This window comes from Henriciella marina, assembly GCF_027213945.1.
Classification (GTDB): Bacteria; Pseudomonadota; Alphaproteobacteria; order Caulobacterales; family Hyphomonadaceae; genus Henriciella; species Henriciella marina_A.
Map to the genome: position 1 here is coordinate 726,558 of NZ_JAPWGW010000001.1, position 25,626 is coordinate 752,183.

29 protein-coding genes are annotated in these 25,626 nt (G+C 59.9%); 8 read left to right on the plus strand and 21 right to left on the minus strand.

From position 1 onward, the window contains the following. Positions 1-2: 2 nt before the first annotated feature. Entirely contained in the window at positions 3-1,013 is a 1,011-nt protein-coding gene (locus O4G74_RS03705; RefSeq protein ID WP_269401313.1) for a glycoside hydrolase family 5 protein, read from the plus strand. Between the two features lie 45 nt (positions 1,014-1,058). Next, entirely contained in the window at positions 1,059-2,144 is a 1,086-nt protein-coding gene (gene tsaD / locus O4G74_RS03710) for a tRNA (adenosine(37)-N6)-threonylcarbamoyltransferase complex transferase subunit TsaD (RefSeq protein WP_269401314.1), read from the plus strand. Between the two features lie 3 nt (positions 2,145-2,147). On the opposite strand, the gene O4G74_RS03715 is transcribed toward tsaD, so the two are convergent. Continuing rightward, positions 2,148-2,759 carry a TetR/AcrR family transcriptional regulator gene (locus O4G74_RS03715; protein ID WP_269401315.1) on the minus strand — a complete coding sequence of 204 codons (612 nt, stop codon included), beginning with the start codon at positions 2,757-2,759 and terminating at the stop codon, positions 2,148-2,150. A 150-nt stretch (positions 2,760-2,909) separates the two neighbouring features. Here O4G74_RS03715 and O4G74_RS03720 point away from each other — a divergent pair, with 150 nt between their 5' ends. Further along, positions 2,910-3,533 carry a carbonic anhydrase gene (locus O4G74_RS03720; RefSeq protein WP_269401316.1) on the plus strand — a complete coding sequence of 208 codons (624 nt, stop codon included), beginning with the start codon at positions 2,910-2,912 and terminating at the stop codon, positions 3,531-3,533. Here the strand turns inward: O4G74_RS03720 and O4G74_RS03725 are convergent. From O4G74_RS03725 to O4G74_RS03740, 4 genes are all read right to left on the minus strand, one after another. After that, on the minus strand, positions 3,530-4,153 hold the full coding sequence (locus O4G74_RS03725; RefSeq protein WP_269401317.1) for a LysE family translocator: 624 nt from the start codon (positions 4,151-4,153) through the stop codon (positions 3,530-3,532). The two genes, O4G74_RS03720 and O4G74_RS03725, sit on opposite strands and share 4 nt — an antisense overlap. A gap of 15 nt (positions 4,154-4,168) precedes the next feature. Then, entirely contained in the window at positions 4,169-4,699 is a 531-nt protein-coding gene (gene ppa / locus O4G74_RS03730; RefSeq protein ID WP_119379137.1) for an inorganic diphosphatase, read from the minus strand. Positions 4,700-4,782: 83 nt separating this feature from the next. After that, positions 4,783-5,391 carry a TIGR02466 family protein gene (locus O4G74_RS03735; protein ID WP_269401318.1) on the minus strand — a complete coding sequence of 203 codons (609 nt, stop codon included), beginning with the start codon at positions 5,389-5,391 and terminating at the stop codon, positions 4,783-4,785. A gap of 140 nt (positions 5,392-5,531) precedes the next feature. Continuing rightward, a complete protein-coding gene (locus O4G74_RS03740) occupies positions 5,532-6,500 on the minus strand; it encodes a class I SAM-dependent methyltransferase (protein WP_269401319.1) in 969 nt (322 codons plus the stop codon). Positions 6,501-6,683: 183 nt separating this feature from the next. Here O4G74_RS03740 and O4G74_RS03745 point away from each other — a divergent pair, with 183 nt between their 5' ends. Continuing rightward, positions 6,684-7,160, plus strand: a complete 477-nt coding sequence (locus tag O4G74_RS03745) for an Hsp20 family protein (protein ID WP_269401320.1) — start codon at positions 6,684-6,686, stop codon at positions 7,158-7,160. Positions 7,161-7,242: 82 nt separating this feature from the next. Here the strand turns inward: O4G74_RS03745 and O4G74_RS03750 are convergent, their stop codons facing one another. Beyond that, positions 7,243-8,247, minus strand: a complete 1,005-nt coding sequence (locus O4G74_RS03750; protein ID WP_269401321.1) for a glutathione S-transferase family protein — start codon at positions 8,245-8,247, stop codon at positions 7,243-7,245. A 126-nt stretch (positions 8,248-8,373) separates the two neighbouring features. On the opposite strand from O4G74_RS03750, the gene O4G74_RS03755 reads away from it, so the two are divergent. Continuing rightward, positions 8,374-9,513: a glycosyltransferase gene (locus O4G74_RS03755; RefSeq protein WP_269401322.1), complete on the plus strand. Its 1,140-nt coding sequence runs from the start codon at positions 8,374-8,376 to the stop codon at positions 9,511-9,513. Here the strand turns inward: O4G74_RS03755 and rimM are convergent. The 11 genes from rimM to O4G74_RS03810 all read right to left on the minus strand — a co-directional run bounded on the left by rimM (position 9,502) and on the right by O4G74_RS03810 (position 18,358). Next, positions 9,502-10,059 (minus strand): ribosome maturation factor RimM, encoded by a 558-nt coding sequence (gene rimM / locus O4G74_RS03760; protein ID WP_269401323.1) that lies wholly within the window; start codon positions 10,057-10,059, stop codon positions 9,502-9,504. The two genes, O4G74_RS03755 and rimM, sit on opposite strands and share 12 nt — an antisense overlap. 50 nt (positions 10,060-10,109) lie before the next feature. After that, positions 10,110-10,859 (minus strand): beta/gamma crystallin-related protein, encoded by a 750-nt coding sequence (locus O4G74_RS03765; protein ID WP_269401324.1) that lies wholly within the window; start codon positions 10,857-10,859, stop codon positions 10,110-10,112. 110 nt (positions 10,860-10,969) lie between these two features. Continuing rightward, positions 10,970-11,281 (minus strand): winged helix-turn-helix domain-containing protein, encoded by a 312-nt coding sequence (locus tag O4G74_RS03770; RefSeq protein WP_269401325.1) that lies wholly within the window; start codon positions 11,279-11,281, stop codon positions 10,970-10,972. An 11-nt stretch (positions 11,282-11,292) separates the two neighbouring features. After that, on the minus strand, positions 11,293-11,913 hold the full coding sequence (locus tag O4G74_RS03775) for a hypothetical protein (protein WP_269401326.1): 621 nt from the start codon (positions 11,911-11,913) through the stop codon (positions 11,293-11,295). A 187-nt stretch (positions 11,914-12,100) separates the two neighbouring features. Continuing rightward, positions 12,101-12,943: a CheR family methyltransferase gene (locus O4G74_RS03780; RefSeq protein WP_269401327.1), complete on the minus strand. Its 843-nt coding sequence runs from the start codon at positions 12,941-12,943 to the stop codon at positions 12,101-12,103. A 69-nt stretch (positions 12,944-13,012) separates the two neighbouring features. Continuing rightward, positions 13,013-13,378 carry a response regulator gene (locus O4G74_RS03785; RefSeq protein ID WP_119379127.1) on the minus strand — a complete coding sequence of 122 codons (366 nt, stop codon included), beginning with the start codon at positions 13,376-13,378 and terminating at the stop codon, positions 13,013-13,015. A gap of 67 nt (positions 13,379-13,445) precedes the next feature. Then, positions 13,446-14,102, minus strand: coding sequence for a histidine phosphotransferase family protein (locus tag O4G74_RS03790; protein ID WP_269401328.1), 657 nt, complete (start codon positions 14,100-14,102; stop codon positions 13,446-13,448). Between the two features lie 78 nt (positions 14,103-14,180). Further along, positions 14,181-14,420, minus strand: coding sequence for a hypothetical protein (locus O4G74_RS03795; protein WP_119379125.1), 240 nt, complete (start codon positions 14,418-14,420; stop codon positions 14,181-14,183). Positions 14,421-14,443: 23 nt separating this feature from the next. Then, complete coding sequence (locus O4G74_RS03800; protein ID WP_269401329.1) at positions 14,444-14,797, minus strand: YdbL family protein; 354 nt, start codon at positions 14,795-14,797, stop codon at positions 14,444-14,446. 23 nt (positions 14,798-14,820) lie between these two features. Beyond that, positions 14,821-15,009: a YnbE family lipoprotein gene (locus O4G74_RS03805; RefSeq protein WP_269401330.1), complete on the minus strand. Its 189-nt coding sequence runs from the start codon at positions 15,007-15,009 to the stop codon at positions 14,821-14,823. 67 nt (positions 15,010-15,076) lie between these two features. Beyond that, entirely contained in the window at positions 15,077-18,358 is a 3,282-nt protein-coding gene (locus tag O4G74_RS03810) for an intermembrane phospholipid transport protein YdbH family protein (protein ID WP_269401331.1), read from the minus strand. Positions 18,359-18,605: 247 nt separating this feature from the next. On the opposite strand from O4G74_RS03810, the gene O4G74_RS03815 reads away from it, so the two are divergent. Beyond that, positions 18,606-19,955, plus strand: a complete 1,350-nt coding sequence (locus O4G74_RS03815) for a M23 family metallopeptidase (RefSeq protein WP_269401332.1) — start codon at positions 18,606-18,608, stop codon at positions 19,953-19,955. Positions 19,956-20,170: 215 nt separating this feature from the next. Here O4G74_RS03815 and O4G74_RS03820 read toward each other — a convergent pair whose 3' ends face one another. After that, a complete protein-coding gene (locus O4G74_RS03820; protein WP_269401333.1) occupies positions 20,171-20,521 on the minus strand; it encodes a UrcA family protein in 351 nt (116 codons plus the stop codon). 265 nt (positions 20,522-20,786) lie between these two features. Between O4G74_RS03820 and O4G74_RS03825 the strand changes: the two genes are divergently transcribed. Together O4G74_RS03825 and O4G74_RS03830 are read left to right on the plus strand one after the other, a co-directional pair. Next, on the plus strand, positions 20,787-20,960 hold the full coding sequence (locus tag O4G74_RS03825; protein ID WP_269401334.1) for a hypothetical protein: 174 nt from the start codon (positions 20,787-20,789) through the stop codon (positions 20,958-20,960). A gap of 10 nt (positions 20,961-20,970) precedes the next feature. After that, positions 20,971-21,111, plus strand: a complete 141-nt coding sequence (locus O4G74_RS03830) for a hypothetical protein (protein ID WP_269401335.1) — start codon at positions 20,971-20,973, stop codon at positions 21,109-21,111. A 76-nt stretch (positions 21,112-21,187) separates the two neighbouring features. On the opposite strand, the gene clpB is transcribed toward O4G74_RS03830, so the two are convergent. The 3 genes from clpB to O4G74_RS03845 all read right to left on the minus strand — a co-directional run bounded on the left by clpB (position 21,188) and on the right by O4G74_RS03845 (position 25,595). After that, entirely contained in the window at positions 21,188-23,812 is a 2,625-nt protein-coding gene (gene clpB / locus O4G74_RS03835) for an ATP-dependent chaperone ClpB (protein ID WP_269401336.1), read from the minus strand. Positions 23,813-24,009: 197 nt separating this feature from the next. Further along, positions 24,010-24,894, minus strand: coding sequence for an RNA polymerase factor sigma-32 (locus tag O4G74_RS03840; RefSeq protein WP_269401337.1), 885 nt, complete (start codon positions 24,892-24,894; stop codon positions 24,010-24,012). Positions 24,895-25,067: 173 nt separating this feature from the next. Then, the gene (locus tag O4G74_RS03845) at positions 25,068-25,595 is read right to left on the minus strand and encodes a CarD family transcriptional regulator (RefSeq protein ID WP_119379117.1); all 528 of its coding nucleotides are present in this window, start codon (positions 25,593-25,595) and stop codon (positions 25,068-25,070) included. Positions 25,596-25,626 lie beyond the last annotated feature (31 nt).

Consider the following 25,626-nt stretch of genomic DNA (forward strand, 5'->3'; position numbering starts at 1 on the left):
CCATGCTGGTCCGTTTTGCCAGTTCCGTTCTCGCTCTTACGCTTATGGCGTGTTCGGAGCCGTCTTCGTCAGCGGCTCCACGCGGCGATATTCGCGTGCCAGCCTCTCCTGTTGATCGTTGCATGAACCTCGGCGGAGCCCTGGAAGCACCCAATGAAGGCGACTGGGGCTATACGATCCGCGCAGAAGACCTTGAGACCATCAAGGCGGCTGGCTTCGACACGGTGCGCCTGCCTGTGCGCTGGGACATCCATGCTATGCAGCGTGCGCCCTATACGATCCGGCAGCACCATATCGACAGGGTAAAAGAAGTCATCGCGCAGGCGGATGCTGCAGGCCTCCAGACGATCGTGGACCTGCATCACTATAACGAGCTGATGTCGCGTCCTGATGCGCATTATGAGCGGCTTTTTGCCATGTGGCGCCAGATTGCCGAGGCGCTGCAGGATGCGCCCGACAGTGTCATCCTCGAGCTTCTGAATGAGCCGAATAACAAGATGACGGTCGAGCGCACCGATGCGGTGAATGCAGAACTTCTCTCTATCGTTCGAGAATACCATCCGGACCGTTGGGTCGTGGTGGGCAGCGCTGGCTGGGGCTCACTCTCGGCCCTTCTTGAAAGCGATCCGCCAGAGGATGACCGGATCATCCTGACCTTCCACAGCTATGAACCCTATGACTTTACCCATCAGGGCGCTTTCTTCGCTGACCCGCCGCCGCCAACCGGAACACGCTGGGGCACGGTAGCCGAGTATAGCGAGATCAATGCAGGTGCCGAAGCGGCCGCCCGGTTTGCGAGCGAGCAGGGCCATCCCATGCTGCTGGGTGAATTTGGCGTCTATGAAGAGGTGCCGCTGGAGCAACGTGCCGTCTGGACGCGGGCCATGCGAAAGGCAGCAGAGGACCGTGGCATTGGCTGGTGCTACTGGGACTTTGCGACCACCTTCAAGGCTTACAATCTTGAGCGCGATGAGTGGATCTATTCGATCAAGAGCGCGCTCCTCGACAACTGAGGCGCCACGCTTCCGATTTCAGGCTGTGCGCCTTAAGTGAGGGCCATGACCTCTCACACGGTTCTTGGAATTGAAACGAGCTGCGACGAGACTGCGGCGGCCGTCCTGCGTCTGGAGGACGGACGCGCGACCATACTGTCGGAAATCGTAAGGTCGCAGGTCGAGGCCCACGCGCCCTATGGCGGGGTCGTGCCAGAGATTGCCGCTCGCGCGCATGCCGATATTGCAGACCAGATTGTTGCGGCCGCTATGGAAGAGAGCGGGCTGTCGCTGGCTGAGCTGGACGGTATCGCAGCGACTTCAGGGCCGGGCCTTATTGGCGGGGTAATGGTCGGCATGATGACCGGCAAGGCGCTGGCGCTTGCGTCCGGCAAGCCCTTCCTGCCGGTGAACCATCTCGAAGGCCATGCGCTCTCGCCGCGCCTCGCTGAAGACTGCGACTTCCCTTATCTCCTGTTGCTCGTGTCCGGTGGCCACTGCCAGTTCATCGAAGTGCGCGGGCTCGGTGAGTACAGGCGGCTCGGCACCACGATCGACGATGCCGCCGGTGAAGCCTTCGACAAGCTTGCCAAGCTGCTGGGGCTTGGTTTTCCGGGCGGGCCAGCTGTCGAGCGGACCGCCGCGGGCGGCGATCCGAAGCGTTACAAGCTACCGCGCCCGCTCATGGACCGGGACGGTCTCGATATGAGTTTTGCAGGCCTCAAGACGGCTGCGGCCCGGATCATTGAGGCGGGCGACCTTTTGGAGCAGGACAAAAGCGATCTCTGCGCCAGCTATCAGGCGGCCATTGCTGATTGCCTGACCCAGCGAGCCGACCGGGCTCTTGGCATGTTCGAAGCCGATGGCGATAAGCGGCTGGTTGTTGCAGGTGGTGTTGCGGCCAATCAGGTGATCCGGACCAGTCTGGAGGAGGCCACCAGACGGCATGGCGCACGACTGATCGCGCCGCCACTCCGCCACTGTACCGATAATGCGGCCATGATTGCGCTCGCGGGCGCAGAGCATCTTGCTGCCGGTCAGGTTGATGCGGATGCGATGAGCTTCTCCGCGCGGCCACGCTGGCCGCTGGATGAGGCAAGTGCCCTTTCTGACCCGGCCTATGGCGGCGGAAAGCGCGGCGCGAAAGCCTGACGCTTAAGGTTTCAGCAGCTGGATAAGGTGGGCGGCCTGATCGCGGGAGAAGCCCTCTTTGAGCGGCGCCCTCATCACGATGAGATTGTGCCAGGCCGGTGAGATCAGCAGGTTTACCGCTTCGTCGATATCATAGTCGCGGCGAATCAGCTGCTTGGCGGCGATCTCGGCGAGGATGAGGCGAAGCGGGGCGCGGATATTGGCCTTCATCCAGTTGCGCCAGCTTTCGCCCGCAGTCTTTTCGTCGGCAGCAGCGATGAGCGCACCGCGCAGGACAGCATGGCCGTTACCTGCACGGGTGACGGTCTCGATTGGCAGGATGAGCGCTGCAATACGTTCTGCTGGATCAGTCTCGGCTGCTTGTGAGACGGCCGGTAAAAGGCCAATCGCCGCCTCAACGCACATGCTACCTGTTGCAGGCCACCAGCGATAGATCGTCTGCTTGGAGGCGTGGGCGGTACGCGCCACGCTGTCGACGCTGAACTTGCGCCAGCCAGAGCGAACCAGTTCTTCGCGCGTGGCTTCTAGGATCGCGACCCTTGAGGCTTCGCTTCGACGCGGGCCTTGCCTGCGGCGTGCTGGTTTCGATTTCTTTGAAGATGTGTCTTCAGTCATCCACCCATTCCCAGGACCCGAGTCTCGAAGCCTATCCCAATCAATAGAGTTTTCAAAAGGATTGATCGCAACTTCAAATTTTGACCTATCGAACATTGCCGAGCAGGCGGGTTCTGACTAGTTCCGGGTCAGAATAAGGGAAAGATCGACATGCGTTCACCTGATGAATTGATTGACGGCTATCGCGCGTTCAGGCGCGGCACCTACAAGCAGCAGGCCAAGCTTTATGAAACGCTGGGCGAAGGCCAGAACCCGAATGTGATGCTGATTGGCTGCGCCGACAGCCGGGCAGAGCCAGCTGACATCTTCAATGCAGCGCCGGGCCAGCTATTCGTCGTGCGCAATGTTGCCAATCTCGTGCCACCCTATGAGACGGGTGGCGGCCAGCACGGTGTCAGTGCGGCGCTCGAATTCGCGGTCACAGCGCTGGAGGTCGAGCACATTGTAATCATGGGTCATGGCGGCTGCGGCGGCGTGAATGCGTCCCTTTCCGCCGCGAATGACAAGCCGGTTGGAGAGTTCATCGCGCCATGGGTCAAACTGCTCGACGAGGCGCGTGACAAGGTGCTCGCCGCCAATCCGGAAGACCCGCAGCGCGCGCTCGAATTCGCAGGCGTGGAGCAGTCGCTCAGAAATTTGATGACATTTCCCTTTGTTGAAGAGCGCGTGAAGACAGGCAAGCTGACGCTGCACGGGGCCTGGTTCGCGATTGCGCTCGGCCAGCTTTACTGGCGCAGCGCAACCACCGGTGAGTTCGAGCTGATCGAAGCCTAGGGCTTGCTCGTCGCCCAGACGGCGAATGCTGCAGAGCCGACCATCAGGGTCGCGGCTCCGATATTGAACCAGCGGGCGAAAACCGGGTCGCTGAAGCTTTTCGCCATCCGGTCGGCGGCAAAGGCATAGACGAACAGTCCGGTCATTTCGCTGACCGTGATCGTTGCGACCATGATGGCGATCTGCGGGGCGAGTGGGCGGGACGCATCAAAGAAGCCAGGTAGGAGCGCGCCGAAAAAGACTAGCGCGTTCGGGTTTGCCAGCTGCAGCCCGAAGCCCTTGCCGAGGAGGGCGGCCAGCTGCGGCATGGCTTCACGCGACAGGCGCAGGTCTCGCGCTGCGCCGCGCACCAGCCCGTAGGCCAGCCAGATGATAAAGCCGAGACCGGCGAGCTTCAGGCCCAGAAATGCGAGCGGAAACTGGGAGGCGATTGCCGCAGCGCCCGCAGCGGCAAGGCCGATCCAGACAAGGTTGGCGATCGAAACCCCGATCGCAGGCAGCATGGCTGGCCGCACGCCGTATCTCAGCGACGAGGATACGACCAGCATCACAGCGGGGCCGGGTGTCAGCCCACCAGCAAAGAAGAGACCGACGAGTGCCAGCCAGACCGAGAGTTCCAAACTGGCCCCTCGCGTTTAGCTTTTTGCGCCGCGCTCGATCGATTCCCGGATCAGCTCACGTGCCTTGTCGACACCTTCCCAGCCACGCACCTTCACCCACTTATTTGGCTCAAGGTCCTTATAGTGCTCGAAGAAGTGCTGGATGCGGTCGATCAGCGTGTCTGGCAGGTCGGTATAGTTCTGCACCTTCTCATAGAAGCGGGTGAGCTTCTGGTGTGGCACAGCCAGGATTTTCTCGTCTTCACCGCCATCATCTTCCATCAGAAGAACGCCAATCGGACGGGCACGGACGACGGCGCCCGGAACCAGCGCGCGCTGACCGACGACCATGACGTCAATCGGGTCGCCATCGAGGCTCAGCGTGTGGGGGACGAAGCCGTAATTACACGGATAGCGCATGGAGGTGTAGAGATACCGGTCGACGAACATCGCGCCGGAGGCCTTGTCGATCTCATACTTGATTGGCTCGCCGCCCAGCGGGACCTCGATGATCACGTTCAGATCGTCTGGCGCATTCTCGCCAATGCTAATTTTGGAAATATCCATGCGTCGCTCCAGAAAGGACGGGTAAAAGTTGATGGTGCAGTGCAAAAGCGCAGCGCCTGCGTCAAGACCACTTTGCTGCTTCGTCAGTCAGAAAGTCCGAAATTGAAGCTTATCGAGATGCGTGCGTCCTCGCTGCGGCTCGCCATCACTTCGTGGCGCAACCAGCTTTCCCACATCAGAACATTGCCCGGTTTGGGGGCGACATAGACAAAGCGGCCCTGGTCTTCAGCGGTCTCATCTCGCAGCGGCGGGGCTGCCATCATATTTGCGAGACGGGGGTCTTCGAAGCGGATCGCGCCGGCGCCTTCAGGGATGGCGATATAGATCGTGCCCGAGAGGATGCTGCCGGGGTGTATATGGCCTGAATGGGTCCCGCCTTCGCCAAGGATGTTGACCCAGAGCGCATCGAGCGTAATCCGGCGCGCATCCAGGTCCCAGCCAAGCTCACCTGCCGCTTGCCCCGCCCACAAAAGAAGTTTTGCCTCTAGCGCGCCGAAAGCTGGCGCGCGTTGGGGGAGGTCATTCAGGGACGCATAGGAGGTGTAACCGGGATAGCCTTTTTCCTCGCACCACTCATGGCCGGCGGTGTCGCCCTCCTCGATCATCCAGCAGCTGGCTTCGAGCTCCTCGAGCAGGCTCTCATCGCCAAGGTCGAACTCGAAAAGGCGGGTCGGGAAAATAAGACGCGTCATGATGGCGAGCCTTCTAGTCGCAGGGCGGTAGAAGGTGAAGCCATCTTTGTGGGCGGAGGAACGCCTAGCCTTCGTCACAAAGAAAAAGCCCCGCCCCCCGATCAAGGGGCAGGGCTCATTTTACAGGATGACAGACCGGCCTATTCTTCGGTCGCGTCTTCCATCACTTCAGGCTCTGCTGGCGTTTCGCCATCGGTTGGTTTCACGAAGCGCAGGGTCATGCGGTCGGATTCGCCGATCTCCTGATACTTCGCTGCGTCAAAGCCCTCCGGCGTGTTGCCTTCGCGGTCTGTTGTGCGGGAGACGGGTGGCAGGGTCCAGACACCGAACGGGTGATCGGCGGTATCTGCCGGATTCGCGTTAATCTCGCTTGCCTCTTCGAGGACGAAACCGGCTTCTTCAGCAAGGCGGGTGACATAATCCTGATGGACATAGCCGGTGGGGGCCGATGGGTCCTGGTTCAAGGCTGATGGCAGGCGATGTTCGACGACGCCAAGCACGCCGCCGGGCTTCAGCACGGCGAAGGCGTCATTGAAGAATTTGTCGGTATGGTCGCCGCCCATCCAGTTGTGGATGTTGCGGAAGGTCACGATCGCATCGACGCTTTCCGGTTCGCCGAGCGGACCAGAGGCGGAATCGTAGTATGTGTACTGAAGGTCGCCAAACAGGTCCGGGTAGGGGCTGTAATTCGCCTGATAGGCTTCAAGGGCCTCCGCCGCGCGATCAGAGCGATCCGGACTGATGACCGCAGCAATGAAGGTGCCGCCATTGGCGTGCAGCCACGGGGCGAGGATGTTGGTGTACCAGCCACCGCCCGGCCAGATTTCCATGACGGTATCGTCGCCCTCAATCCCGAAGAACTCCAGTGTCTCAGCCGGATTGCGATATTCGTCGCGGGCGATTTCCTTTGGGTTGCGCCAGCTGCCTTCCATGGCGTCTTCAAGCGTGAAGGATGCCTGCGTGGCATCAGCTTCCATGCCGTTCTCCGCCTCACCGCTCGCAGGGGGTGTTGCGACTTCCAGTTCTGTTTCGTCAATCGCGGCATCGTCGCCGCCGCCGCATGCGGCAAGGGTCAGTGCCAGAAGGCTTGTTGCGAATATCCGGTTCATTTTCGTCTCCTCATTTTCCCCTTGAACGCGGGGGCGTGTTTCCCAAATACACTATGACCGGGCGCTGCCAAGCGGGCCCGGTCCGGTAATCTGCCGGCGCCGATGGACGGGCCGGAGTGACAGGTAAGCCGAAATGATGATCCGGCACGTCCGGATACAGTTGCTTAGAGAGGACTGTTTGTCATGAGCACAATTGATCTCACCCCACTTTATCGCACGATGGTTGGTTTTGACCGTATGGCCAACCTCATCGATTCAGCCAGCCGCCTCGATGGCGCGCAAGGCTATCCCCCTTACAATATTGAGCGCGTTGCAGACGACGCCTTCGCCATTGAAATCGCCGTGGCCGGTTTCGCTGAGGACGAGCTCGACATTGAGACCAATGAGAACCTGCTGACTGTTGCGGGCAAAAAGTCCGGCAGCGACAATGGCGAAGAGCGTCAATACCTGCATCGCGGCATTGCCGAGCGTGGATTCCTGCGCCGGTTCCAGCTTGCTGACCATGTCGTCGTGACGGGTGCATCGCTGCAGAACGGCCTGCTTCGCGTCGAACTTCTGCGTGAGCTTCCTGAAGCCAAGAAGCCCCGCAAGATCGAGATCGGCTCGTCCAGCCAGCCGAAGTCGAAGCCGAAACTGATCGGCAAACAGTCTGCCGCGTAACCTCCGCGCAGACCCCTGAGACGAGAAAGCCCCGGACGCGATGTCCGGGGCTTTTTTCATTCCGTTAGTTGTTCAGGGCCGTCTACTTGTTCGGATTCTGGAAATAGACATCGGCGCCGGCGGCGTTGAGGAAAGTCGTCAGGCTTTCATTATCGCTGAGACGACGCACGGCTTTCTGGACTGACTTGAACGAGGTCGCCGCATAGCGCTGAGTGACTTGCTCGAATGGCTTGCCATCGATCTTGACGCTGACACGGTCCTGCTTGGCGATATCGGCTTCAAGCGTTTCCTTGGCCCATGGCAGATAGGTCTGTGACAGCTCCTGCGTGAAGAGCGGCAGCAGAGTGGGCTCGAGTTCGGACAATGGCTTGAAGCTGTCGCCTGCCTTTGGCGCGTCCATGAATTCACACCAGGCGGTCACGAACGGCGCATGCTCACGAAGCCAAGCGGCCGGCGTCGGGTCCATCAGCATTTGCGACAGCTGGGCCGAGATCGAGAAGTCGGCCACGGATGGACGATTGCCGAAGATGAAGAGGTTGTTTTCCAGATGTGCGTTCAACAACGGAATGAAGCGCTCAAATGAGGTTTTCAGCGCCTTCTCATTCTTCCGTTCGATGCCGATCAGCTCAAGGCGCTCGCGCATCCGCTTTACGATCTGGTCGCGGGTCTTTTTCTTCGCCCGCGGCAGCTTGCCATCGAAGAGTTGTTCCATTGTGCGGTCGGCTGCTTCCTCGCGGTCAGGCTTCTGACCCCAGCGCTCACGGAACATGACCTTGCTCAGCCACTCATCGCCATAATCCTCAAGGATGAGGGCCAGCACGGCGCAAGCTGGATCGTCCGGTACGGAGGAGGGCTCCGCATGGTCGTTCTCGATCGCCGAAAGGATGTCGGTCGAGTCCTGGTTCGGTGCGCGGCCGGGTGACACCAGAAGCGGGACCGTCGGCGCCTTCGCATGGAACTGAAACTCTTCTTCCTTTTCCGACGAACGGCCGATCCAGTCGAAGTCTACGCCCTTATATTTCAGGAAGGCACGGACTTTCATGGAATAGGGAGAGGTTTCAGCGCCGAAGAGGCGGTAATCTGACATGTCTGGTCCTTTGGGCTGCAGCCTTCGGGTCTTATGCGATGGGGCGGTGACTGCCAAGACATGTTTGACGGTTCGGAGGGCGTGTCATAGTCAAGCCGCGCGCCAGTCAGAAAGAGGGTGACTATCATGAGCACGCAAAGACGGGTTCTAGCCTATTGCGACAAGCTCTTCACCCCATCCGAAAGCTTCATTCCCCGCGGCTATTCGGCCTTCAGCAAGCTGAAGCCGGTCTATATCGGTCATGAGCTGAAAGGGCCGGTCCCTGAGGGCGCCGAAGTCATCGAGCTTGGCCCGCTCCACGGGGCTGGCGGAGAGGCGGCCTACAAGCAGCTCGGGACGATCTCAGCGAAGCTCCAGAATGCGATAGAAGAGGTTGAGCCCGTCGCTATTCACGCAAGTTTCGGCAAATCTGGCGCCTATGCGCTGCCGTTGGCAGAGCGGTTGAACCTGCCGCTCGCCGTGACCTATTATGGCGGCGACGCGACCAAGACGACCAACACCAAGGATAGCTTCGTGCGGGTCTATAACCGGCGCCGGGCAAAGCTCTGGCGTGAAGCGGATCTGATCCTGCCCTGCTCGCAATTCATCCATGACGAGCTTGCTGGCAAAGGCGCGCCGACCGACAAGATGCTGGTCCACCATAATACGGCAGACCCCTCGCGCTTTGAGCCGGGTGAGAAGAAGGACCTGCTGGTCTTTGCTGGCCGCTGGACCGAGAAGAAGGGCATCGACACGCTGATCGCTGCGCTGGCGCGCCTTGGCGATGAGCTGGATGGTTGGACCATCAGGCTGATCGGTGATGGCGATCTAAAGGAAGAGCTTGTCGCGAAGCTTCAGGAAGCCGGGGTCAAAGCTGAGCTTCCTGGCTGGGTGCCTGCCGACGAGATGCCGAAACATTGGGCCGAAGCGCGCATTGCTGTCGTTCCGTCAAAACGCGCAAAGTCGGGTGATGCCGAAGGCCTGCCGCTGGTCTGTATCGAAGCCATGCTGTCCGGCTGCGCGCTTGCGGCGACGCGCCATGCCGGTATCCCGGAATGCGTGAAGGAAGGCGAGACAGGTTATCTTGTAGACGAGGGCGACGATGCAGCCTTGGCCGACCGGCTCGCGCGAATGCTCAGCGACCGTGCGCGCACCGCCCGTATGGGCGAGGCTGGGCGTGCCCTTGCCATGGAGAGCTTCAATCTGCAGACGCAGAGCCGGAAGCTGGAATCCTACCTTATCGACCTCGCGGTCAAGGCAGGCACAATGAAGGCGTCAGACGTCTGATTTCTTGCGAGGGTCTGACTGGTCGGCCCAGACCTGCGCCTCTGCAATGGTGACGGTGCGTGTGGCGAAGTCGATGTCCGGCACATCTTTGAGCGTGAAGGGCACGAAATAGGCAGGTTCGCCCGCTGCATCAGGGGCGACTTCCAGAAGATCTCCCGCCCCGAAATTCTGAACCGATTTTACATGGCCAAACAAAGTGCCATCCGGGTGGCAGGTCTTCAGACCAACAAGGTCCTCAATGTAAAATTCATCCTCTTCGGCCACGGGCAGGTCGGCACGGCTGACATGCAGCTTCACGCCCTTCATCGCGTCCCATTCCTCTTTCTGGCGAGACATTTTCGGCGTGACGATGAAGTGATCGCTGGCGGACTTGTAGGATTTGACGCTGAGGACCGGTTTGCCGGTCTCATCGAGAAGCTGGTCGAATTCGAAGATGGCTTCAGGTTCGGCCGTGAAACTACGCACGCGGACATCGCCGCGAACGCCGTGCGCGCCGGAAAGCGCACCGACAACGACGAGCCTGTCAGGATTGGATCGGTCAGACATGAAGGGCTTCCTACTTCCCAATCGGAAAAGCTGGAAGCCCTTCGAGCAGCCTAGAACGGGCGGTTATAGCCTGGACGACGACTATAGCCTGCCGGGCGGACCGAGGTGATATTGTCGTTCAGCCGATAATAGCCGGTCTCATCGACAGAACGGTCTATAATCTCGCAGCGGCCTCGGAAATTTGGGTCAGTGCAGACTTCCCAGACGCCGCTATTGATCACGATGGAAGAGACCTTGTCGTTGAAGCGCAGCTGATTGAGATGCGGGATGGCGCCATTCACGGGCAGGGCGCTGCCGCGATACTGCGGATCAGCGAACAGGATCATGGGCGCGTTACCGTGGCCTCGCTGGCCGCGATCAAGGTCGCGCCGGCGGTCATAACGATTGTCCCGGTCATAGCGTCCGCCGCGATCATAACGGCGATCGTTGCGGCCCCAGCGATCTGCGACCGGACGAATGGAGCTGATCTTGTCGTTCAGGCGGAACTCGTTGAGCTGGTCTTCGCGATAGGTGAGGATCTCGCAACGTCCACGGAAGTTCGGATCGACGCAGACTTCCCAGCTGCCGCTATGAATACGGATGGAGGATGCCTTGTCGTTGAAGCGGTACTCGCTGAGGTGTGCGATCGGGCCGGTCACGCGCAGAGACTGTCCGCGAAAGTCGGCGTGCTGATAGATCACTGCAGTGCCAGCGCCGCGATTGTCGTAGCCATGCCCGCTTGGGCCGTATTGCGCCATCGCTGGCAGGGTGAAGGCTGTCAGGGCAGCAAAACCGAGGGCGAGTTTCTTAAGAGGGATCATGTCCGGTCTCCAGATCTGTCTATCTGGCACAAACTAGCAAGACCCGGCTGAACCTCTGACAACCGGGTCTTCAGACTAATGCTGACCGTCTAATTGCGTTCCGGCTGGTCCTAGTCGGCCGCTTCCATCAGGCCGCGCATCTGGTCGATCCAGTCGAGCCATGCCTTGCGGCCGGAGTCTGTCAGGAAAATGCGGGTCTGGGGCTTCTTGCCGACAAAGCGCTTCTCCTGGCGAACATAGCCTGCCTCCTCCAGCTTCTTCAGATGGGTCGAGAGGTTGCCATCTGTCGCGCCGACCTTGTCGCGCAGCTCGCCGAAGATGGCAGGGCTGGCCGAAGAGAGGTAGGCCATCACGCCGAGCCGCAGGCGGCCATGTATGACATCGTCTATCTGGCTGTGATCAAAGGGATTTTCGGGTTCCATGACGATCCACCTTACACGACGCCAGATGGTTCGTCGCGGAGCATGAGAATGCCAGGTATCAGCACGCTACAGGCTGCGGCGAAGGCTGCGGCGAGGTAGAGTTCAGCCGTGTCGATGATGAGAACGGTCAGGCCCACAAAGGCGATGGCGACAAGGCCCGCAAGCTTCAACCAACCGACCCGCGCGATTTCGCCGCTGACGAGTTGGGCGATGCCATAGACGCCGAGCACGAGCGGAATGGACCACATATAGCCAATGGAGGCGGCGCCGATCAGAAATGATTTGATGGTCACACCGATAAAGAAGCTGCCAAGCACGAAACCAGCGGCCATCCAGACGGTCTCGGAGACGCGGTTTCCTTCGGAAGATTGCCCCGGCTTGTTCGCTGGGAAAGCCTTTGCGAGCAGGAAGTAGCCGCCAAGTCCCAGGACAATGAAGCCGCCCCACATGATGCCGAGGGCTTCCATGCCGAGGCCGAGTTTGCCCGTCGCTATCAGATAGTGGCCGACATAGGCGGCCGTGACGAGGCCGCCCCACCAGACAAGGAACCGCCCGCCCAGTAGAGGGGCTGCGGCGCCCGCTTCGGCAAGCGAGCGGACATAGGCGAGATCATCATTAGTGGCTTTGGTCATCTTGGTCTCCAACAACTTTGAAATACAAAGTAGTGGGTCTTGATGAGTTCGTCAAGCTTTTGCTCAGCGTGTTGAATGGAATGCGAGCGCGCATGAGGAAAGTGCGGCGGAAACAGGGCCGCAGTCCCCGTGTTTTCACGGTGTAGTGGCGGTGTACTGGCGGTGTTTCTACCGGTGTTCTGAGAAATCAGGCGGCGACGGTCAGATCGCCGGCGTCGACATTCCGGTTATAGCCGCCACGGACAGCCCGCGAGGGTTCAAGTCCGGCGATGAGGCCGGCGGCTGATTCTGTATCGCCGAGGAAGAGAAGGCCGTGCTCTGAGAGTTGGCGCGCGGCGTTGAGGAGCGCCCGGATGCGGGCCTCCTTCGTCATGTCGGTGATGACATTCCGGCAGAGGATGACATCAAACATGCCAAGGCCTTCGGCCGACTGCATCAGATTATGTGTGCGCACGCCGATCTGACTGGCGAGGGCGTGGGAGACCTGCCACTCGCTTGTGTCGAGCCGTGTGAAGTGAGCAAGCATCCGGCGGGCCGAAAGGCCTTTCTGGATGTCGAAATGACCAAAGATACCAGAGCGCGCCGAGGCGCTGGTGCGCTCGCAGATATCGGTGGTGACGATTTCAACCTGGAGGTCTTCAAAAGCCTTTCTGCCCATTTCATGGATCAGGATGGCGAGCGAAAGGGCTTCCTGGCCTGTTGAGCCGCCCGCGCACCAGATACGAACTCGGCCGTCGCGGGCGCGTTTGGCACATTCGGGCAGGACGAGCTTTGCGATCCGCTCCAGCGTGCCGCGTTCCGAAAAGAAGCGAGTGCGCTTGGATGTCAGGGCGGCGGCGATCTCAGTGCTGAGCTTGCTGTCTGGCCGGGCATTCAGGATGGCGACCAGGTCTTCAACGCTGGAGAGGCCTTCACGGCGGAGGATGGACGACAGGCGCGCTTCGACAAGATAGGACTTCGTCGGCGGGATGTGCTGGCCCGACCCTTTTCGGGCGAGCTCTGCAATTTCACGAAAGACGGTCTCTTCCATATCCAGTCCGGTCCGATCTCGTCTCGATGAGCCGCTGATCCTGTCGAGCGCCGTACAGCGCCCTTCGCATCAGATGAGGCCCACCTCAGCAAATTTGCTTTCGATGATGTCCGCATCGAAAGGCTTCATTATGAATTCGTTCGCCCCAGAGCGCAGAGCTTCACCGATATGTTCGGCGTCATTCTCCGTCGAGCAGAAGACGACGACAGGCTTGCTGCCCTCATGTTCGCGGCGGAGCGCACGAACAAAATCCAGCCCATTCATGATCGGCATGCTCCAGTCGAGCAGGATCGCGTCAGGCATCTGCTGGCGACAGGCATCCAGCGCTTCGGCGCCATCGCTGGCTTCGCGGGTCTCGAATTTGAGATCCTGAACAATACGGCCAGCAACTTTGCGCACAACCCGGGAGTCATCGACGATCAGGCAGGATTTCATGTCGCGAGCCCCCTAGCTAATGCGCGCAGAACGACCCAGCATGTACATAGTCCGGTTAACGAGCAGTTTAGCCTTCTGCATTGAGACTGGTCGCCTTAAGCGTGATTTGCTCTTCCTCGGTTTCAACGCTGAGATCGCCGCCAAGACCTTCGGCGATGATGCGGGTGAAGAGGGGCTGGACCGTGCGGGCCGACCAACCTTCTTCCGGCTTGTCTCCGGCGATGGCAGAGGCGGTGTCATCACGCAGCTTGCAGCGCTTACCGGCGGCGCTGACCACGATGCCCATCCCTTCGACTTCATTTCGGACTTTGACCACGATCGAGCCGCCGCGCGGCAGGCAGTCCATGGCCAGCATGACCATATTCATGATGAGGCGGGCATGGGAAAAACTGAGATGCTCTGTCTCGATGTCCCACTCGAGTTCAGGCTTCTTGTTGTGGTGCGATACGAAGCTTTCAGTGATCTGCTTGGCGTCGTGAATGTCCGCGGCGCCGTTCGAGAGGCCGACAGAGCCAAACGCGTAGCGCAGGAATTTCAGTTTGCAGGCCGCGCTTTCAGCCCCGTCATAGAGGAGCTTTTCGGCCTGGACCCGCATCTCTGAATCCTGCGGCTCGTTCATGAAGTCGAGCGCATTGGTGATCGAGGACACGGATGAGACCAGATCGTGGCAGATACGCGAGGCGATGTAGGCCGACAGGTGCGCGGGGTCGATGGTAGTTTGCATGATGGCCTCTAAGTGTCCGCAAAGAGTGCGAATCTAGCTGATTCGGCCGCTTATGACGCCCCATGGGCAGCGTTATGGTCAGCTATCGAGGTCTTCCGGTCGCTCGATGTCGTCATGGCCGCTGCGGGCGCTATGAAAGCTGAGCCAGAAGAGGCCAACGGAGAGTGCAATACTTGCAATCGCGCCAAGGCCATAGGCGATCCAGCCATGCAGGCTCATTGTGACGCCGAGTTCGGCCCACATCATGCCGACGCCAACGCCGGCAAGAATGAGAACGCCGATCGCGCCGAGGATGAAAAGTATCGTCGTTCGGGTCATGGACTGTCAGGTAGGGCAGAAATCTATTTCTGCGACCAGGCCCCGCTGTCATCCATGATGTATTCGCCAGGCTGCGCTTTTTCTATGAGCGTCTCACCTGTCACGCGAGCGACCTGCTGAGGGGTTGCGCCGGTGCGCTCAGCCGTTTCGCCATAGGCGGCGCGGCGGCGGTTATTGATGTCCTGCACAAGGCGAACGACAGACGGGTCTGCACTGCCATCGACAATGCCGAGATAGCCATCGATACGCTCACCAACAACGCCCTGGTCCTTGGCCGCTTCCAGTTCTGGATTGGCCGCCGCGGCGGGCGCGGAGAGTGTGAGCGCGGATCCGGCAATGAAAAGCGCGGAAAGTGCGATGCGGAGAATACGAGCCATAGCTGAAACCTGGTTAGTTAGACCTAGAAGATGTCCGGATTGGAAGCGATCAGGTCCTCGACTTCTCTTTCGAGTTTGACGCGGATTTCCTGCTCAACTTTCACATTGAGATTGATGGTAATCGGCTCTGTCGGCGCCTGCACGCGCACGGTTGGCGTGCATGCAGCCGCGATGGCGACAAGGCCTGGGGCCAGAATGGCAGCTTTTTTCATGTTCACAGCTCTCATAGGCAATCATCCTACAGCATAGTGTCTGAACCAGGTTTGAACAGGTATTTGCTCATGGGTCAGACGGGTTGTTGGCAAACGGCGCGTTTTCATCGTCATCTGCGGTACTATCGCCTGTAAGCGAGCCGTTCCTCACTTCGGCGAGCCAGTCGGTTCCGGTTACGCTCTGGCTGCTCCGGATGAGTTTCGAAAGCTCGGAGTCGACGCCGATATTGAATGCGAAGGGCGCGCCGCCCAGAACATCAGGCGAGGTGCCGACGAGTTCCAGCGTGATCATCATGTTTCCCGTCAGATTACCGTCTGCGCCAACTTCCAGAACGGAGAATTCAAAATTTCGAAGTGCCCGGAAAGCCATATCGACGCGCTCATCGGCCTGTGAAGCGGCATCGGCGACGCTGCCAGTATAGGCGATTTTCCCGCCTTCCTCATCGGCGCGAAGGATGGCGTCCCGGATGAAGACATTGGCGCCTTGAAGTTCGACCGGGAAAGTGCCGGAGACGGTGCCATTTGCTTCAATGTCAGGCAGGCTGAAGACTTCGATGAGCCGCGACAATTCAATGTTCTGGGCAGTGATCTCGACGATGTCGCTGGTGCCCGCGATCGTCCATTGCGACTGACCGAGAAGAAGTGTGCCGCCAGCGAATGGCCAGGAGGCATGCTCGATGATCGCCGTGTCGGGTCCGAGTATCTGGAAGCCGATCTCGCCGTCCCGCAGGGGCAGGCCCGGATTGATCTCGCCGACGGTCACTGTCTGGCCGGGCGGCGTATGAAGTTCTAGCAACTCGTCAAACTCGATCCGGCCATTGATGTCGTTCACGGCGCCGACGCGCAGCGTGTCGAAGCCAAAGTCGCGGACCTCGAAAAAGCCCGTCCCGCTGAGCGCGCCGCCATCAATCAGGAGTGAGGCACCTGCATTCAGGCGACCGCGCGCGTTCGAAAGAAGACCGCGCACGCGCTCACTCAACGCAGTTGGCTGAAAACCGCCAGGCTCAAAAACAAGACCGCGCGAGCGCAACGAGGCTTCACCATCCAGCGCCACGATGTCGAGTGTGACTTGAAGGTCCGCAATCTCGCGCTGGCCGTAACGCGTGCGAAGCGGACCGCTCAGCTGCATGATGCCGTTGGCAAATTCGGCGGCCAGATCAGTTTGCAGGGATTCGTAGAATGGGTCAGCATTCTTGTCGCGGATGATGACGGTGCCTGCACTGCCCGACCCGGCAATACCGGTTTCAGGCAGGGTGGCGTCCAGCGTGAGCGTCTCGATGTCGATCAGCGCTGGAATGAGAGAGCCTGTCAGTTCCGTGCGGCGTGTGCGTGCTGAAAAGGAGAGCGGGCGGCCTGTTTCGAAACCGAGTTCGGGGCGCGCGGCGGCAATGACCAACGTGTTCTCGCCGATTTTGAGGTCCGCTGCCATTTGCCGGCCAGTCAGGTTGAGCCTTGCCGTGCTGGCGGCGCGCCAGTCCAGAACGGCATCGGTCAGGGCAAGTGTTCCCGAGGTGTTTTCGCTTTCAAACGGAAGTTCGAGCGAGGCGACACCGAGCTGTCCGGATATGGCGCCGTTCGCACGGCGCAGGAGGCGACCATCCTGCGGGCAAAGCTCTGTCAGGAACGCGCCGACGCGCAACGTGTCCGGCGATGAAAAGCCCTCGGACTTGAGGCCAATGCAGCGTGTACGGAAGGACTGCACGCGAAGCGGGTCCGACAGGCGCGCATCCACGCCGCCGAAGACGCTGGTATTCGCGAAATCGAGACCGAACATACGGCCTGTGACGCTCGCCGTACCCACGGCCTGAAGGCCTGGCTCGGCGGCCCGGGTGTTCAGGACAAGCTGTTCGAGATTGGTCGACAGGGTCAGGCCATCGGCGCGCCAGGGGGCTATCCGCAGCCTGCCTGTTTCCAGCAGGACGCCACCAGCAGAAATGTTCGCCTGTTTCACATAGGCATTCACAGATGGAAGCGATGGGCCCTTCAGGGCGGCCACGCCGCTCAGCTCTGCGTGTCCGCTGGAAATTGTCAGCACACGTTCCGTCTCAGCGGGTGATAGAGAAAATTGCGCCCCGTTTGCCGCTGTGGCGGTGATCTTGTCGCTGGTTTCCAGCATCCATCCATCGCCCTGTTCGAACCCGAAGCGGTAGGAGGTGCCAAACCTGAACCTGGCCATGGCAGCTGCGAGGCCGCTGCGAAGCGAGGTGCCATGGGCGGTGAAGGGCGGGCCGGAGCGAAGCGGAGAGAGAATGTCGCGGCTCATTGCTGCTGGAAGGGAGGCGTCAGCAATTGTCAGGTCGCCTGCCAGCTCGACTTTCTCAAGCTGATCGTCCACCTCGCCCTCTCCGGTCAGCGTGGAGCGGCCCAGCGTTATGCCTGCAAGCATGGCCGCCTCTGTGTCGATAGCGAGTGTGCCTGTTAGCGGGCCGGAGCGTCCGCGTGCAGCATCCAGCGTCAGTGTTGGCGATGTCATCTCATGGGTTTTGAAGCGGAGGGTCGCAGCCTCGCCTGAAAGGGCAAGCGAGCGGAGGAATCCGATAGGACCGTGTTCAGCTGTATCCAGCTTGCCTGGATTGAGGCCCGCGCTTCCGGTGAGGCGAAGGTCTGCCGCCGCGAAGTCCTGCGCGGCGCTCTCTTCCGCTTCGAGCGTGAATTCGAGCGTTGGCCGAAGCGAAGGCGTCAGGCTCGCATCCAGGAGTATGCCGCGGCCCTGATAGGCATCGAAGCGCGCCTCACTGAGCTGGAAGCGGGCGCTGCCTTGAACGGCCGCGCCGATGATTGAGAGGTCGAGGCGGCCTTCTTCGATCTTCAGACGTCCCTGCTCTGTGCGCAGGTCAGCGGGCTCTGCGCGCGCATGGATCTCGGCCTGCAGAGGAAGCTGAGCATTCACGTCGCCATACATCTGGATATCGCCGGCAGGAGTTGCGATTTCCAAGCGGGCATTGCGCAGGCGGATGGCAGGAATATCGAGCTCGGTGTCGGCAGAGCTGTCACTGGCGGCGATATCTTCGAGGCCGCCAAGGGTGACGCTGCCATCTGAGTTGTAGTCGAGACGGATCACGGGGTCCTCGACGTCTACGAGCTGGATGCTCGGCGAAAAGAGGCCCGGCCAGTCGAGACCGACTTCCAGATTACCAGCTTCGAGCGGCACCTTGCCGGCCTGGTTGGCAACGGAAATATCGCTGAGCATGACGCCGGAAAGGCCAAGGCGGTCGATCTCGAAGCGGCAGGTCAGCTCGTTGGCGGCGCACCAACGCTCTGTGTAATGGCGCGCGATCGACTGGCGCAGAAGCCAGGCCGTGCAAACGGCAAGCAGGATCAGTCCCACCACAGCACAGCTGATGGTCACCCATGGACGATTTTTAATCAAACGCCTGATCATTCCGTATCCAGATGCTGCGTCGCAGCGACTAATGCAGATGTAATGGAACACCTGCTTGCAGAAGCCCCCGTCCCTACGATAGCTACAGTACCGGGGCAGGTTGATAAATCCGTTTACCTTAATTGCGAGGTAAGGAATTCAACTCACAGGGGCATAGACTTGAACCGTCTGCACGCGTCTTGCACGCTGGGACCAGGGAGGCCCGTTTCTCGACATGAACCTATCGCGTAGTACAGTTACCCTTTCAATGCTTGGCGTTGCCGCTGTTGGGACATCTCTTGGTGTTTTCCACTCGCTTGGCCAGTCCCGCACCGCCGAGGCCCAGATCCCGGCGACCGTGCAGCTTGCCATGCCGCTTGCTTCAACGCTTCTGACAGCTGACGGGTTCGATCCCGAAACCGAAGTCATTACCCGCGACGGCACGTTGCAGCCGCGCGAGACGCTGATCGAACTGGTAACTGAACTCGGTGTCGGTGGTTCCGATGCGTCGCGTTCGCTCCAGGCGATCTACGATGCCGAGCTTGTCGACCCGCGCCGCGTGCGCCCGGGTCTCAATGTGACGGCACAATTCCGCGGCGATACGCCAGACACTGCTGAGCTCGTCTCCCTGTCGCTCAGCCGTGACAATGGCGGCCAGATCCTCTCCAAGCGGATGAGCGACGGCGAATTCATGCCAATGGTCCTGCAGCCACACACCCAGCCAGTCGAGCGTCGGGTTTCCGGCCGCATCGATGGCAGCATCTATCAGACGGCGCTGTCCCAGGGCGCACACGACCAGCAGGTCGTCGATTTCGCCAAGATCTTCGGCTATGACCTCGACTTCCAGCGCGACGTCCAGCCAGGCGACGAGTTCGAGATTGTCTATGAAGAGATGGTCGATGAGCGCGGCAACCGCGTCAGCTCCGGCAATGTTCTCTATGCAGCCTTCAATGGCCGCCGCGTCGACAAGTCCTATTACCGCTTCACGCCGGAAGATGATGGCGCGACGGATTACTTCAATTTTGACGGTGAAAGCGCCACGAAATTCCTGATGAAAACGCCGATCAATGGCGCGCGTCTCTCTTCGAACTTCGGATATCGCCGCCACCCGATTTCCGGCTATAACAAGCTGCATAAGGGTACCGACTTTGCGGCCCCGAGTGGCACGCCGATCTATGCGGCCGGCCACGGTACGATTGAGCGCGCAAACCGCTATGGCGGCTATGGCAACTATATCCGCATCAAGCATGCCAATGGCTTCCAGACGGCCTATGCACATATGTCCCGCTTTGCGTCCGGCATGCGCGCCGGTAGCCGCGTCCAGCAGGGCGATGTGATCGGCTATGTCGGCTCCACCGGCGCATCAACCGGTCCGCACCTTCACTATGAAGTCCTGCGCAATGGCTCCCACATCAACGCAATGACGCTCGACATGCCGACCGGTCGCAAGCTGGCCGACAGCCCGGCCACGTTCGAGGAATTCGTCGCACGCCGCGATGAGATCGATCAGATGCGCCGCACGGCGCCGACCCCGAATGGCGGCGGCGTGATGATGGCCTCCAACGAGGTCCCTCCAGCGCCATAAACGGCGCTGTTGCAAACACGGTTCAAGTCATAAAGGCCCGCGTTCAGTTCATGAGCGCGGGCTTTTTCTTGGGCTTCTTCGCATCGTCCGTATGCTTTCAGGGGCGACCGCGTTCATGCTTCCGCATGTCAGGCATAAAAAACCCCGGCCGGATGATCCGTGCCGGGGTTCTTATTGTTGTGTCGCCTCGAATGGAGGAGAGGCGAAACTGACGCTTAGCGTGCGGCGAGCTGAATGCGGGCCGATGGTGCTGGCGTGAAGTAGGTGGAGTCGGCGTACTGCATCGACAGGTTGCGGTTACCGATGCTGTCGACAGCCTGGTACATCAGGTCTTCTGCGCAGACTTCGTCAACGGCGAGACCGATGGTGACGAGGGAAACCTTGCGGCAAGCGCGCTCTGCCTGCAGCTCGAGGCTTTCGAGCACTTCAGCGGCACCGGTTTCGGTCGCGAGTGCGGCCTCGTCATAGGTCAGCGTCGCGGAGACGGCCTTGTATTCGGTTTCTGCGTGAGCAACGCCGCCAAAGATGGACATTGCGAAGAGGAAGGAGGAAATACGCTTTTTCATAATCGAGCCCTTTTCGATTTGAATTGCTGGGTCGTTGCCCTTTGAGGCCCCGCATTTCGCAGGTGCACAACACAAACTTCGCTCATGCAGCATAAATTTGAAGGGGTATTTGTGCAGCGCACCCATGCATAATTGCGCAGATCTGACGGTCGTTACGCGGCGTACAGACAAATGTCCCAAAATAATCATTATGGGCCGCCGTTGCGCGGTTGCCCACTATGACCCGTCTCTCTAGCCTTGAGGTTGAAGAGGGAGGAGCTGATCCATGAGAAAGCTGATCGCGGCGCTTTGTGTAGCGTTTGCTGCAGGACTGCCGGTATTTGCAGATACGGCAGACCTGTATGGGCGCGCCGATGAGGTGAAATGGCCGAGCCTGTCTCTAACCGGTGATTTGTTCGCCGTTAACTGTTCGCCTTCAGGGCTTTTACTGGCCGTCTGATGACTATCTCATGATCAACGTCTCGACCTTCCAATCACTTCAGACGGTGGACGGCCAACGGGATTACAATTTTCTCCAGGCGCCTTCCTACGACATCGATGACAATGAGCGTGCCGTCATCTCTCGCGTGGCGCGCGCAGGTGCTGCGTGAGACGTTTGTATTTCTGGAAAAAACCACCCGGCCCGTTGAGGGGCCGAGTGAGGATTTCAGGTCTGTCGCTGCCCGATCAGTTCAGGGCAGCGGCGCCCTTGGCGAAGTCATTCGGCACGCCATTAATCGAGAGAGCATCGCCTTCGACATCGACTTTCACGGTCGAATTGTCGGCGACCTTGCCTTCGAGCACGAGCCGGGCCAGCGGGTCCTGAAGCTCTTTCTGGATCACGCGCTTGAGAGGGCGTGCGCCATAGACCGGGTCATAGCCTCGATCAGCAAGCCAGGTGCGGGCTGCTTCGGTCAGGTCGACCTTGATCTTGCGATCGGCCAGCAGCTTCGACAGGCGGGCCATCTGGATATCGACAACGTGGTCGATCTCTGCCCGGCCAAGCCGTTTGAAGAAGACGATCTCATCGATCCGGTTGATGAATTCAGGCCGGAAGTGCGCCCGAACCGCCATCATTACCGCTTCGCGCTGGGCATCGTTGATCTCACCGGCGTCACCGCTGGCAAGCGCATCTGCGCCAAGGTTCGAGGTCATGATGATGATCGTGTTGCGGAAGTCCACCGTACGGCCGTGGCCATCTGTGAGACGACCATCATCAAGCACCTGAAGCAGCGTGTTGAAGAGGTCCGGATGGGCCTTTTCCACCTCGTCGAACAGGACGACCTGATAGGGCCGGCGCCGGACAGCTTCGGTCAGAACGCCGCCTTCTTCATAGCCGACATAGCCGGGAGGCGCGCCGATCAGCCTTGCGACCGAATGCTTCTCCTGGAATTCCGACATGTCGAGGCGCAGGACGGCCGAGTCGTCGTCGAACATGAATTCGGCGAGTGCCTTGGTCAGCTCCGTCTTACCGACACCGGTCGGGCCGATGAACAGGAAGGAGCCGATTGGACGGTTTGGGTCCTGCAGGCCGGCACGGGCACGCCGGACGGCGTTGGAAACAGCGGCAAGCGCCTCCTCCTGACCGACGACGCGCTTCATGAGCGCCTCTTCCATGCGAAGAAGCTTCTCGCGCTCACCTTCCATCATCTTGTCGACGGGAATGCCGGTCCATTTGGAGACGACGGCGGCAATATGCTCTGGCCGCACGACCTCTGAAACGAGGCCGCCATCTTCCTTATCCTCGGCTTCGGCGCGTTCGACAGCTGCGATACGTGCCTCAAGTTCGGGAATGACGGCGTATTTCAGCTCTGACGCACGGGAGAGGTCACCCCGGCGCTGGGCTTCGGCCATGTCGGCATTTGCCCGGTCAAGTTCTTCCTTGGCGGACGCCGCGCCTTTCAGCTTGTCCTTTTCTGCGGCCCAGGCGGTCGTCAGCTCATCGGATTCAGACTGCAGTTCTGCAATCTGGTTCTCGATCGCTTCGAGCCTGTCTTTCGATGCCTGATCCTTTTCCTTCTTCAGGGCTTCAGCCTCAATCTTGAGCTGGAGCAGGCGGCGGTCGATCTCATCGAGGGCTTCAGGCTTGGAGTCGACCTGCATGCGAAGACGCGATGCGGCTTCGTCCATCAGGTCGATGGCCTTGTCCGGCAGAAAGCGGTCGGTGATGTAGCGGTTCGACAGGCCAGCCGCCGAAACAATCGCTGCATCGGAGACGCGCACGCCGTGGTGAGCTTCGTACCGGCCCTTGAGACCGCGAAGGATGGAGACTGTGTCCTCAACCGTTGGCTCATTCACATAGACAGCCATGAAGCGGCGGGCGAGGGCGGCGTCGCCTTCGACATATTTGCGATACTCGTCCAGCGTGGTGGCACCGACGCAGTGAAGCTCACCGCGTGCAAGTGCGGGCTTGAGCAGGTTGGAGGCATCCATCGCGCCGTCCGTCTTGCCCGCGCCAACGAGGGTGTGCATCTCGTCAATGAAGAGGATTACGCCGCCTTCGGCCTGCTCGATCTCCTTGATGACGGCTTTCAGCCGCTCTTCGAACTCACCGCGAAATTTCGCGCCAGCGATCAGCGCGCCCATGTCGAGAGCCAGAAGGCGCTTGTCCTTCAGGCTTTCAGGCACGTCGCCATTGATGATGCGAAGGGCGAGGCCCTCGGCGATGGCGGTTTTACCGACGCCGGGCTCACCGATGAGGACCGGATTGTTTTTGGAGCGGCGGGAGAGCACCTGGATGGTGCGGCGGATTTCCTCATCGCGGCCGATGACCGGGTCGAGTTTGCCCGACCGCGCATCTGCGGTGAGATCGCGGGTATACTTCTTCAGCGCCTCATAGCCCTGCTCGGCGTTTTCAGTGTCTGCTGTACGCCCTTGGCGCAGCTTTGCTACGGCGGCTTCGAGCGTGCCGGATTTCACGCCGCCCGTCTCAATGGCTGCAGCCGCCTTGGAGCCTGATAAGCCGGCCAGCGCGATCAGAAGACGCTCAACGGTGACATAGCTGTCGCCGGCCTTCTTTGCGCCCGCATCGGCGTCAGCGAAGAGTTTGGCGGTCTTCTGGTCGAGGCGAAGACCTGCATCACCCCCAGAGACGCTGGGCTGGGCGCGGAGGGCTTCGTCGGTTTTCTGCTGGACGATTTCAGGATTACCGCCAGCCGCGCGAATGAGATTCACGGCGAGCCGGTCGCGGTCTTCGAGCATGGTTTTCAGGATGTGCTCTGGCAGGAAAAGCTGATGTCCTGCAGCGAGTGCGGCTGTCTGGGCCGACTGGATGACACTTCGCGCACGCTCTGTGTACGTTTCAAAGTTCATATCTATCCCCTTTCAAAGGCAGAATTTTAAATGCGGCCTGACTGGATCAGCATCGTGCTGCATCCGGCGTTACCGCGGGTCAGCTTCCGGCCCCGCTCAGCGGCGGCCATCGGCTTCAAAAGGGATATGGGGAGCAAAGAAATAGGCCGCAAGCGTGAGCCTGCGGCCTTTGAAGTTTTTAGGGGAAGAGGAGTAATCTAACGGGTAGGGATGAGGCCGGTTTCTTCTGGGTCACCGACCATGGAAACGAGGGCCTTGCGGAGTTTGCCGAGTGCCTGATGTTCAATCTGGCGCACGCGCTCTTTCGAAATGCCGAGACGCTTGCCGAGCACTTCGAGGGTGACGGTGTCATCGGTGAAGCGGCGCTCGCGGATGATGAGGTTCTCGCGCTCCGTCAGCGTCTTCAGCGCCTCAAGGATCCAGCGGCGGCGGCGTTCACTGTCATGCATTTCCATGACGCGCGTTTCGGTGACTTCGTTCTCGTCTTCCAGAAGGTCTTGCCACTGGGCTTCGCTGTCGGTTGCGAGCGGCGCGTTCAGCGAGCGATCAGATGCAGAGAGGCGCGAGGCCATGTTCTCCACATCGCGCTCGGGCACGCCGAGATGGGTCGCGATCCAGGTCTTGTTCTGGGGGGTCATAATGCCATCGCCCGTGTCGTCGATCTTTGCGCGCAGACGCTTCAGATTGAAGAAGAGCGACTTCTGCGCAGCGGTTGTGCCAGTGCGGACGATGGACCAGTTGCGCAGGACGAAGTCCTGTATGGACGAGCGGATCCACCAGGAGGCGTAGGTAGAGAAACGCACTTCGCGTTCTGGATCGAAACGCGCGGCGGCAAGCATCAGGCCGACATTGCCTTCCTGGACAAGGTCGGACAGCGGCAGGCCGTAATGACGGAATTTGGAGGCCATGGAGATGACGAGACGCATATAGGCGCTGGTCAGCTCATGGAGGGCATCTTCGTCCTGATGGTCGCGCCAACGTACGGCCAAGTCCACTTCGTGTTCCTGGCTGAGCATCGGTTTGTTCATGGCGGTTCTAACAAAACGGCGATCTGCAGTATCTGTTGTTGAACGAACGGCCATGGCGCGGCTCCTCATCTGATTGTAACGGACGGTCCCTGCATGTTCATACGCGTATGACGAGTATTGGTTCACTCGCTGGGTAAAAAAATTCAGCTCCTGTTCATCTCCGTAAACAAAAAGCCCCGCCAGTGAGGGCGGGGCTTTGAATTTCTAGCCGAAAAAGGAAAGGCCGATCAGGCGGCTTTCTTTTTCGCGAGCGACTTTGCAAGGCGCTCCATGGCAGTGTCATGGTCGGTGTTTTCCACCGCTGCAAGCTCGCGTGCCATGCGGTCGAGCGCGTTCTCGTAAAGCTGACGCTCGGAGTAGGACTGCTCTGGCTGATCTTCTCCGCGGTGCAGGTCGCGCACAACTTCCGCGATGGAGATCAGATCACCGGAATTGATCTTCGCTTCGTATTCCTGGGCGCGGCGCGACCACATGGTACGCTTGATGCGGGCCTTGCCACCGAGGGTCTTCAGGGCGTCGTCAACGAGCTTGGAGCCAGCAAGCGCACGCATGCCCGAGGCTTCGGCGCGGTTAGTCGGAACGCGCAGGATCATCTTGTCCTGGTCGAACGACACCACGTACACTTCGAGTGACATGCCGGCGACGGTCTGCTTTTCGATCTTTGTGATCTGACCGACACCGTGTGCCGGATAGACGACCGACTGGCCGACCTCGAAAGCGAGTTCCTGGACATCACCCTGTGTTTCTTTGGACATGTGTTGATAGCCTTTCTACGCAACATGAGCC

Excerpts from the sequence above, each read along its gene's own strand:
- O4G74_RS03720 (WP_269401316.1), top strand. The coding sequence starts at position 2,910 with ATGCGTTCACCTGATGAATTGATTGACGGCTATCGCGCGTTCAGGCGC.
- O4G74_RS03840 (WP_269401337.1), bottom strand. The coding sequence starts at position 24,894 with ATGGCCGTTCGTTCAACAACAGATACTGCAGATCGCCGTTTTGTTAGA.
- O4G74_RS03765 (WP_269401324.1), bottom strand. The coding sequence starts at position 10,859 with ATGATCCCTCTTAAGAAACTCGCCCTCGGTTTTGCTGCCCTGACAGCC.
- clpB (WP_269401336.1), bottom strand. The coding sequence starts at position 23,812 with ATGAACTTTGAAACGTACACAGAGCGTGCGCGAAGTGTCATCCAGTCG.
- O4G74_RS03805 (WP_269401330.1), bottom strand. The coding sequence starts at position 15,009 with ATGAAAAAAGCTGCCATTCTGGCCCCAGGCCTTGTCGCCATCGCGGCT.
- O4G74_RS03740 (WP_269401319.1), bottom strand. The coding sequence starts at position 6,500 with ATGAACCGGATATTCGCAACAAGCCTTCTGGCACTGACCCTTGCCGCA.
- O4G74_RS03715 (WP_269401315.1), bottom strand. The coding sequence starts at position 2,759 with ATGACTGAAGACACATCTTCAAAGAAATCGAAACCAGCACGCCGCAGG.
- O4G74_RS03735 (WP_269401318.1), bottom strand. The coding sequence starts at position 5,391 with ATGACGCGTCTTATTTTCCCGACCCGCCTTTTCGAGTTCGACCTTGGC.
- O4G74_RS03820 (WP_269401333.1), bottom strand. The coding sequence starts at position 20,521 with ATGAAAAAGCGTATTTCCTCCTTCCTCTTCGCAATGTCCATCTTTGGC.
- O4G74_RS03825 (WP_269401334.1), top strand. The coding sequence starts at position 20,787 with ATGAGAAAGCTGATCGCGGCGCTTTGTGTAGCGTTTGCTGCAGGACTG.
- rimM (WP_269401323.1), bottom strand. The coding sequence starts at position 10,059 with ATGTCTGACCGATCCAATCCTGACAGGCTCGTCGTTGTCGGTGCGCTT.
- O4G74_RS03800 (WP_269401329.1), bottom strand. The coding sequence starts at position 14,797 with ATGGCTCGTATTCTCCGCATCGCACTTTCCGCGCTTTTCATTGCCGGA.
- O4G74_RS03705 (WP_269401313.1), top strand. The coding sequence starts at position 3 with ATGCTGGTCCGTTTTGCCAGTTCCGTTCTCGCTCTTACGCTTATGGCG.
- tsaD (WP_269401314.1), top strand. The coding sequence starts at position 1,059 with ATGACCTCTCACACGGTTCTTGGAATTGAAACGAGCTGCGACGAGACT.
- ppa (WP_119379137.1), bottom strand. The coding sequence starts at position 4,699 with ATGGATATTTCCAAAATTAGCATTGGCGAGAATGCGCCAGACGATCTG.
- O4G74_RS03750 (WP_269401321.1), bottom strand. The coding sequence starts at position 8,247 with ATGTCAGATTACCGCCTCTTCGGCGCTGAAACCTCTCCCTATTCCATG.
- O4G74_RS03790 (WP_269401328.1), bottom strand. The coding sequence starts at position 14,102 with ATGCAAACTACCATCGACCCCGCGCACCTGTCGGCCTACATCGCCTCG.
- O4G74_RS03770 (WP_269401325.1), bottom strand. The coding sequence starts at position 11,281 with ATGGAACCCGAAAATCCCTTTGATCACAGCCAGATAGACGATGTCATA.
- O4G74_RS03780 (WP_269401327.1), bottom strand. The coding sequence starts at position 12,943 with ATGGAAGAGACCGTCTTTCGTGAAATTGCAGAGCTCGCCCGAAAAGGG.
- O4G74_RS03830 (WP_269401335.1), top strand. The coding sequence starts at position 20,971 with ATGATCAACGTCTCGACCTTCCAATCACTTCAGACGGTGGACGGCCAA.
- O4G74_RS03795 (WP_119379125.1), bottom strand. The coding sequence starts at position 14,420 with ATGACCCGAACGACGATACTTTTCATCCTCGGCGCGATCGGCGTTCTC.
- O4G74_RS03755 (WP_269401322.1), top strand. The coding sequence starts at position 8,374 with ATGAGCACGCAAAGACGGGTTCTAGCCTATTGCGACAAGCTCTTCACC.
- O4G74_RS03775 (WP_269401326.1), bottom strand. The coding sequence starts at position 11,913 with ATGACCAAAGCCACTAATGATGATCTCGCCTATGTCCGCTCGCTTGCC.
- O4G74_RS03785 (WP_119379127.1), bottom strand. The coding sequence starts at position 13,378 with ATGAAATCCTGCCTGATCGTCGATGACTCCCGGGTTGTGCGCAAAGTT.
- O4G74_RS03815 (WP_269401332.1), top strand. The coding sequence starts at position 18,606 with ATGAACCTATCGCGTAGTACAGTTACCCTTTCAATGCTTGGCGTTGCC.
- O4G74_RS03845 (WP_119379117.1), bottom strand. The coding sequence starts at position 25,595 with ATGTCCAAAGAAACACAGGGTGATGTCCAGGAACTCGCTTTCGAGGTC.
- O4G74_RS03745 (WP_269401320.1), top strand. The coding sequence starts at position 6,684 with ATGAGCACAATTGATCTCACCCCACTTTATCGCACGATGGTTGGTTTT.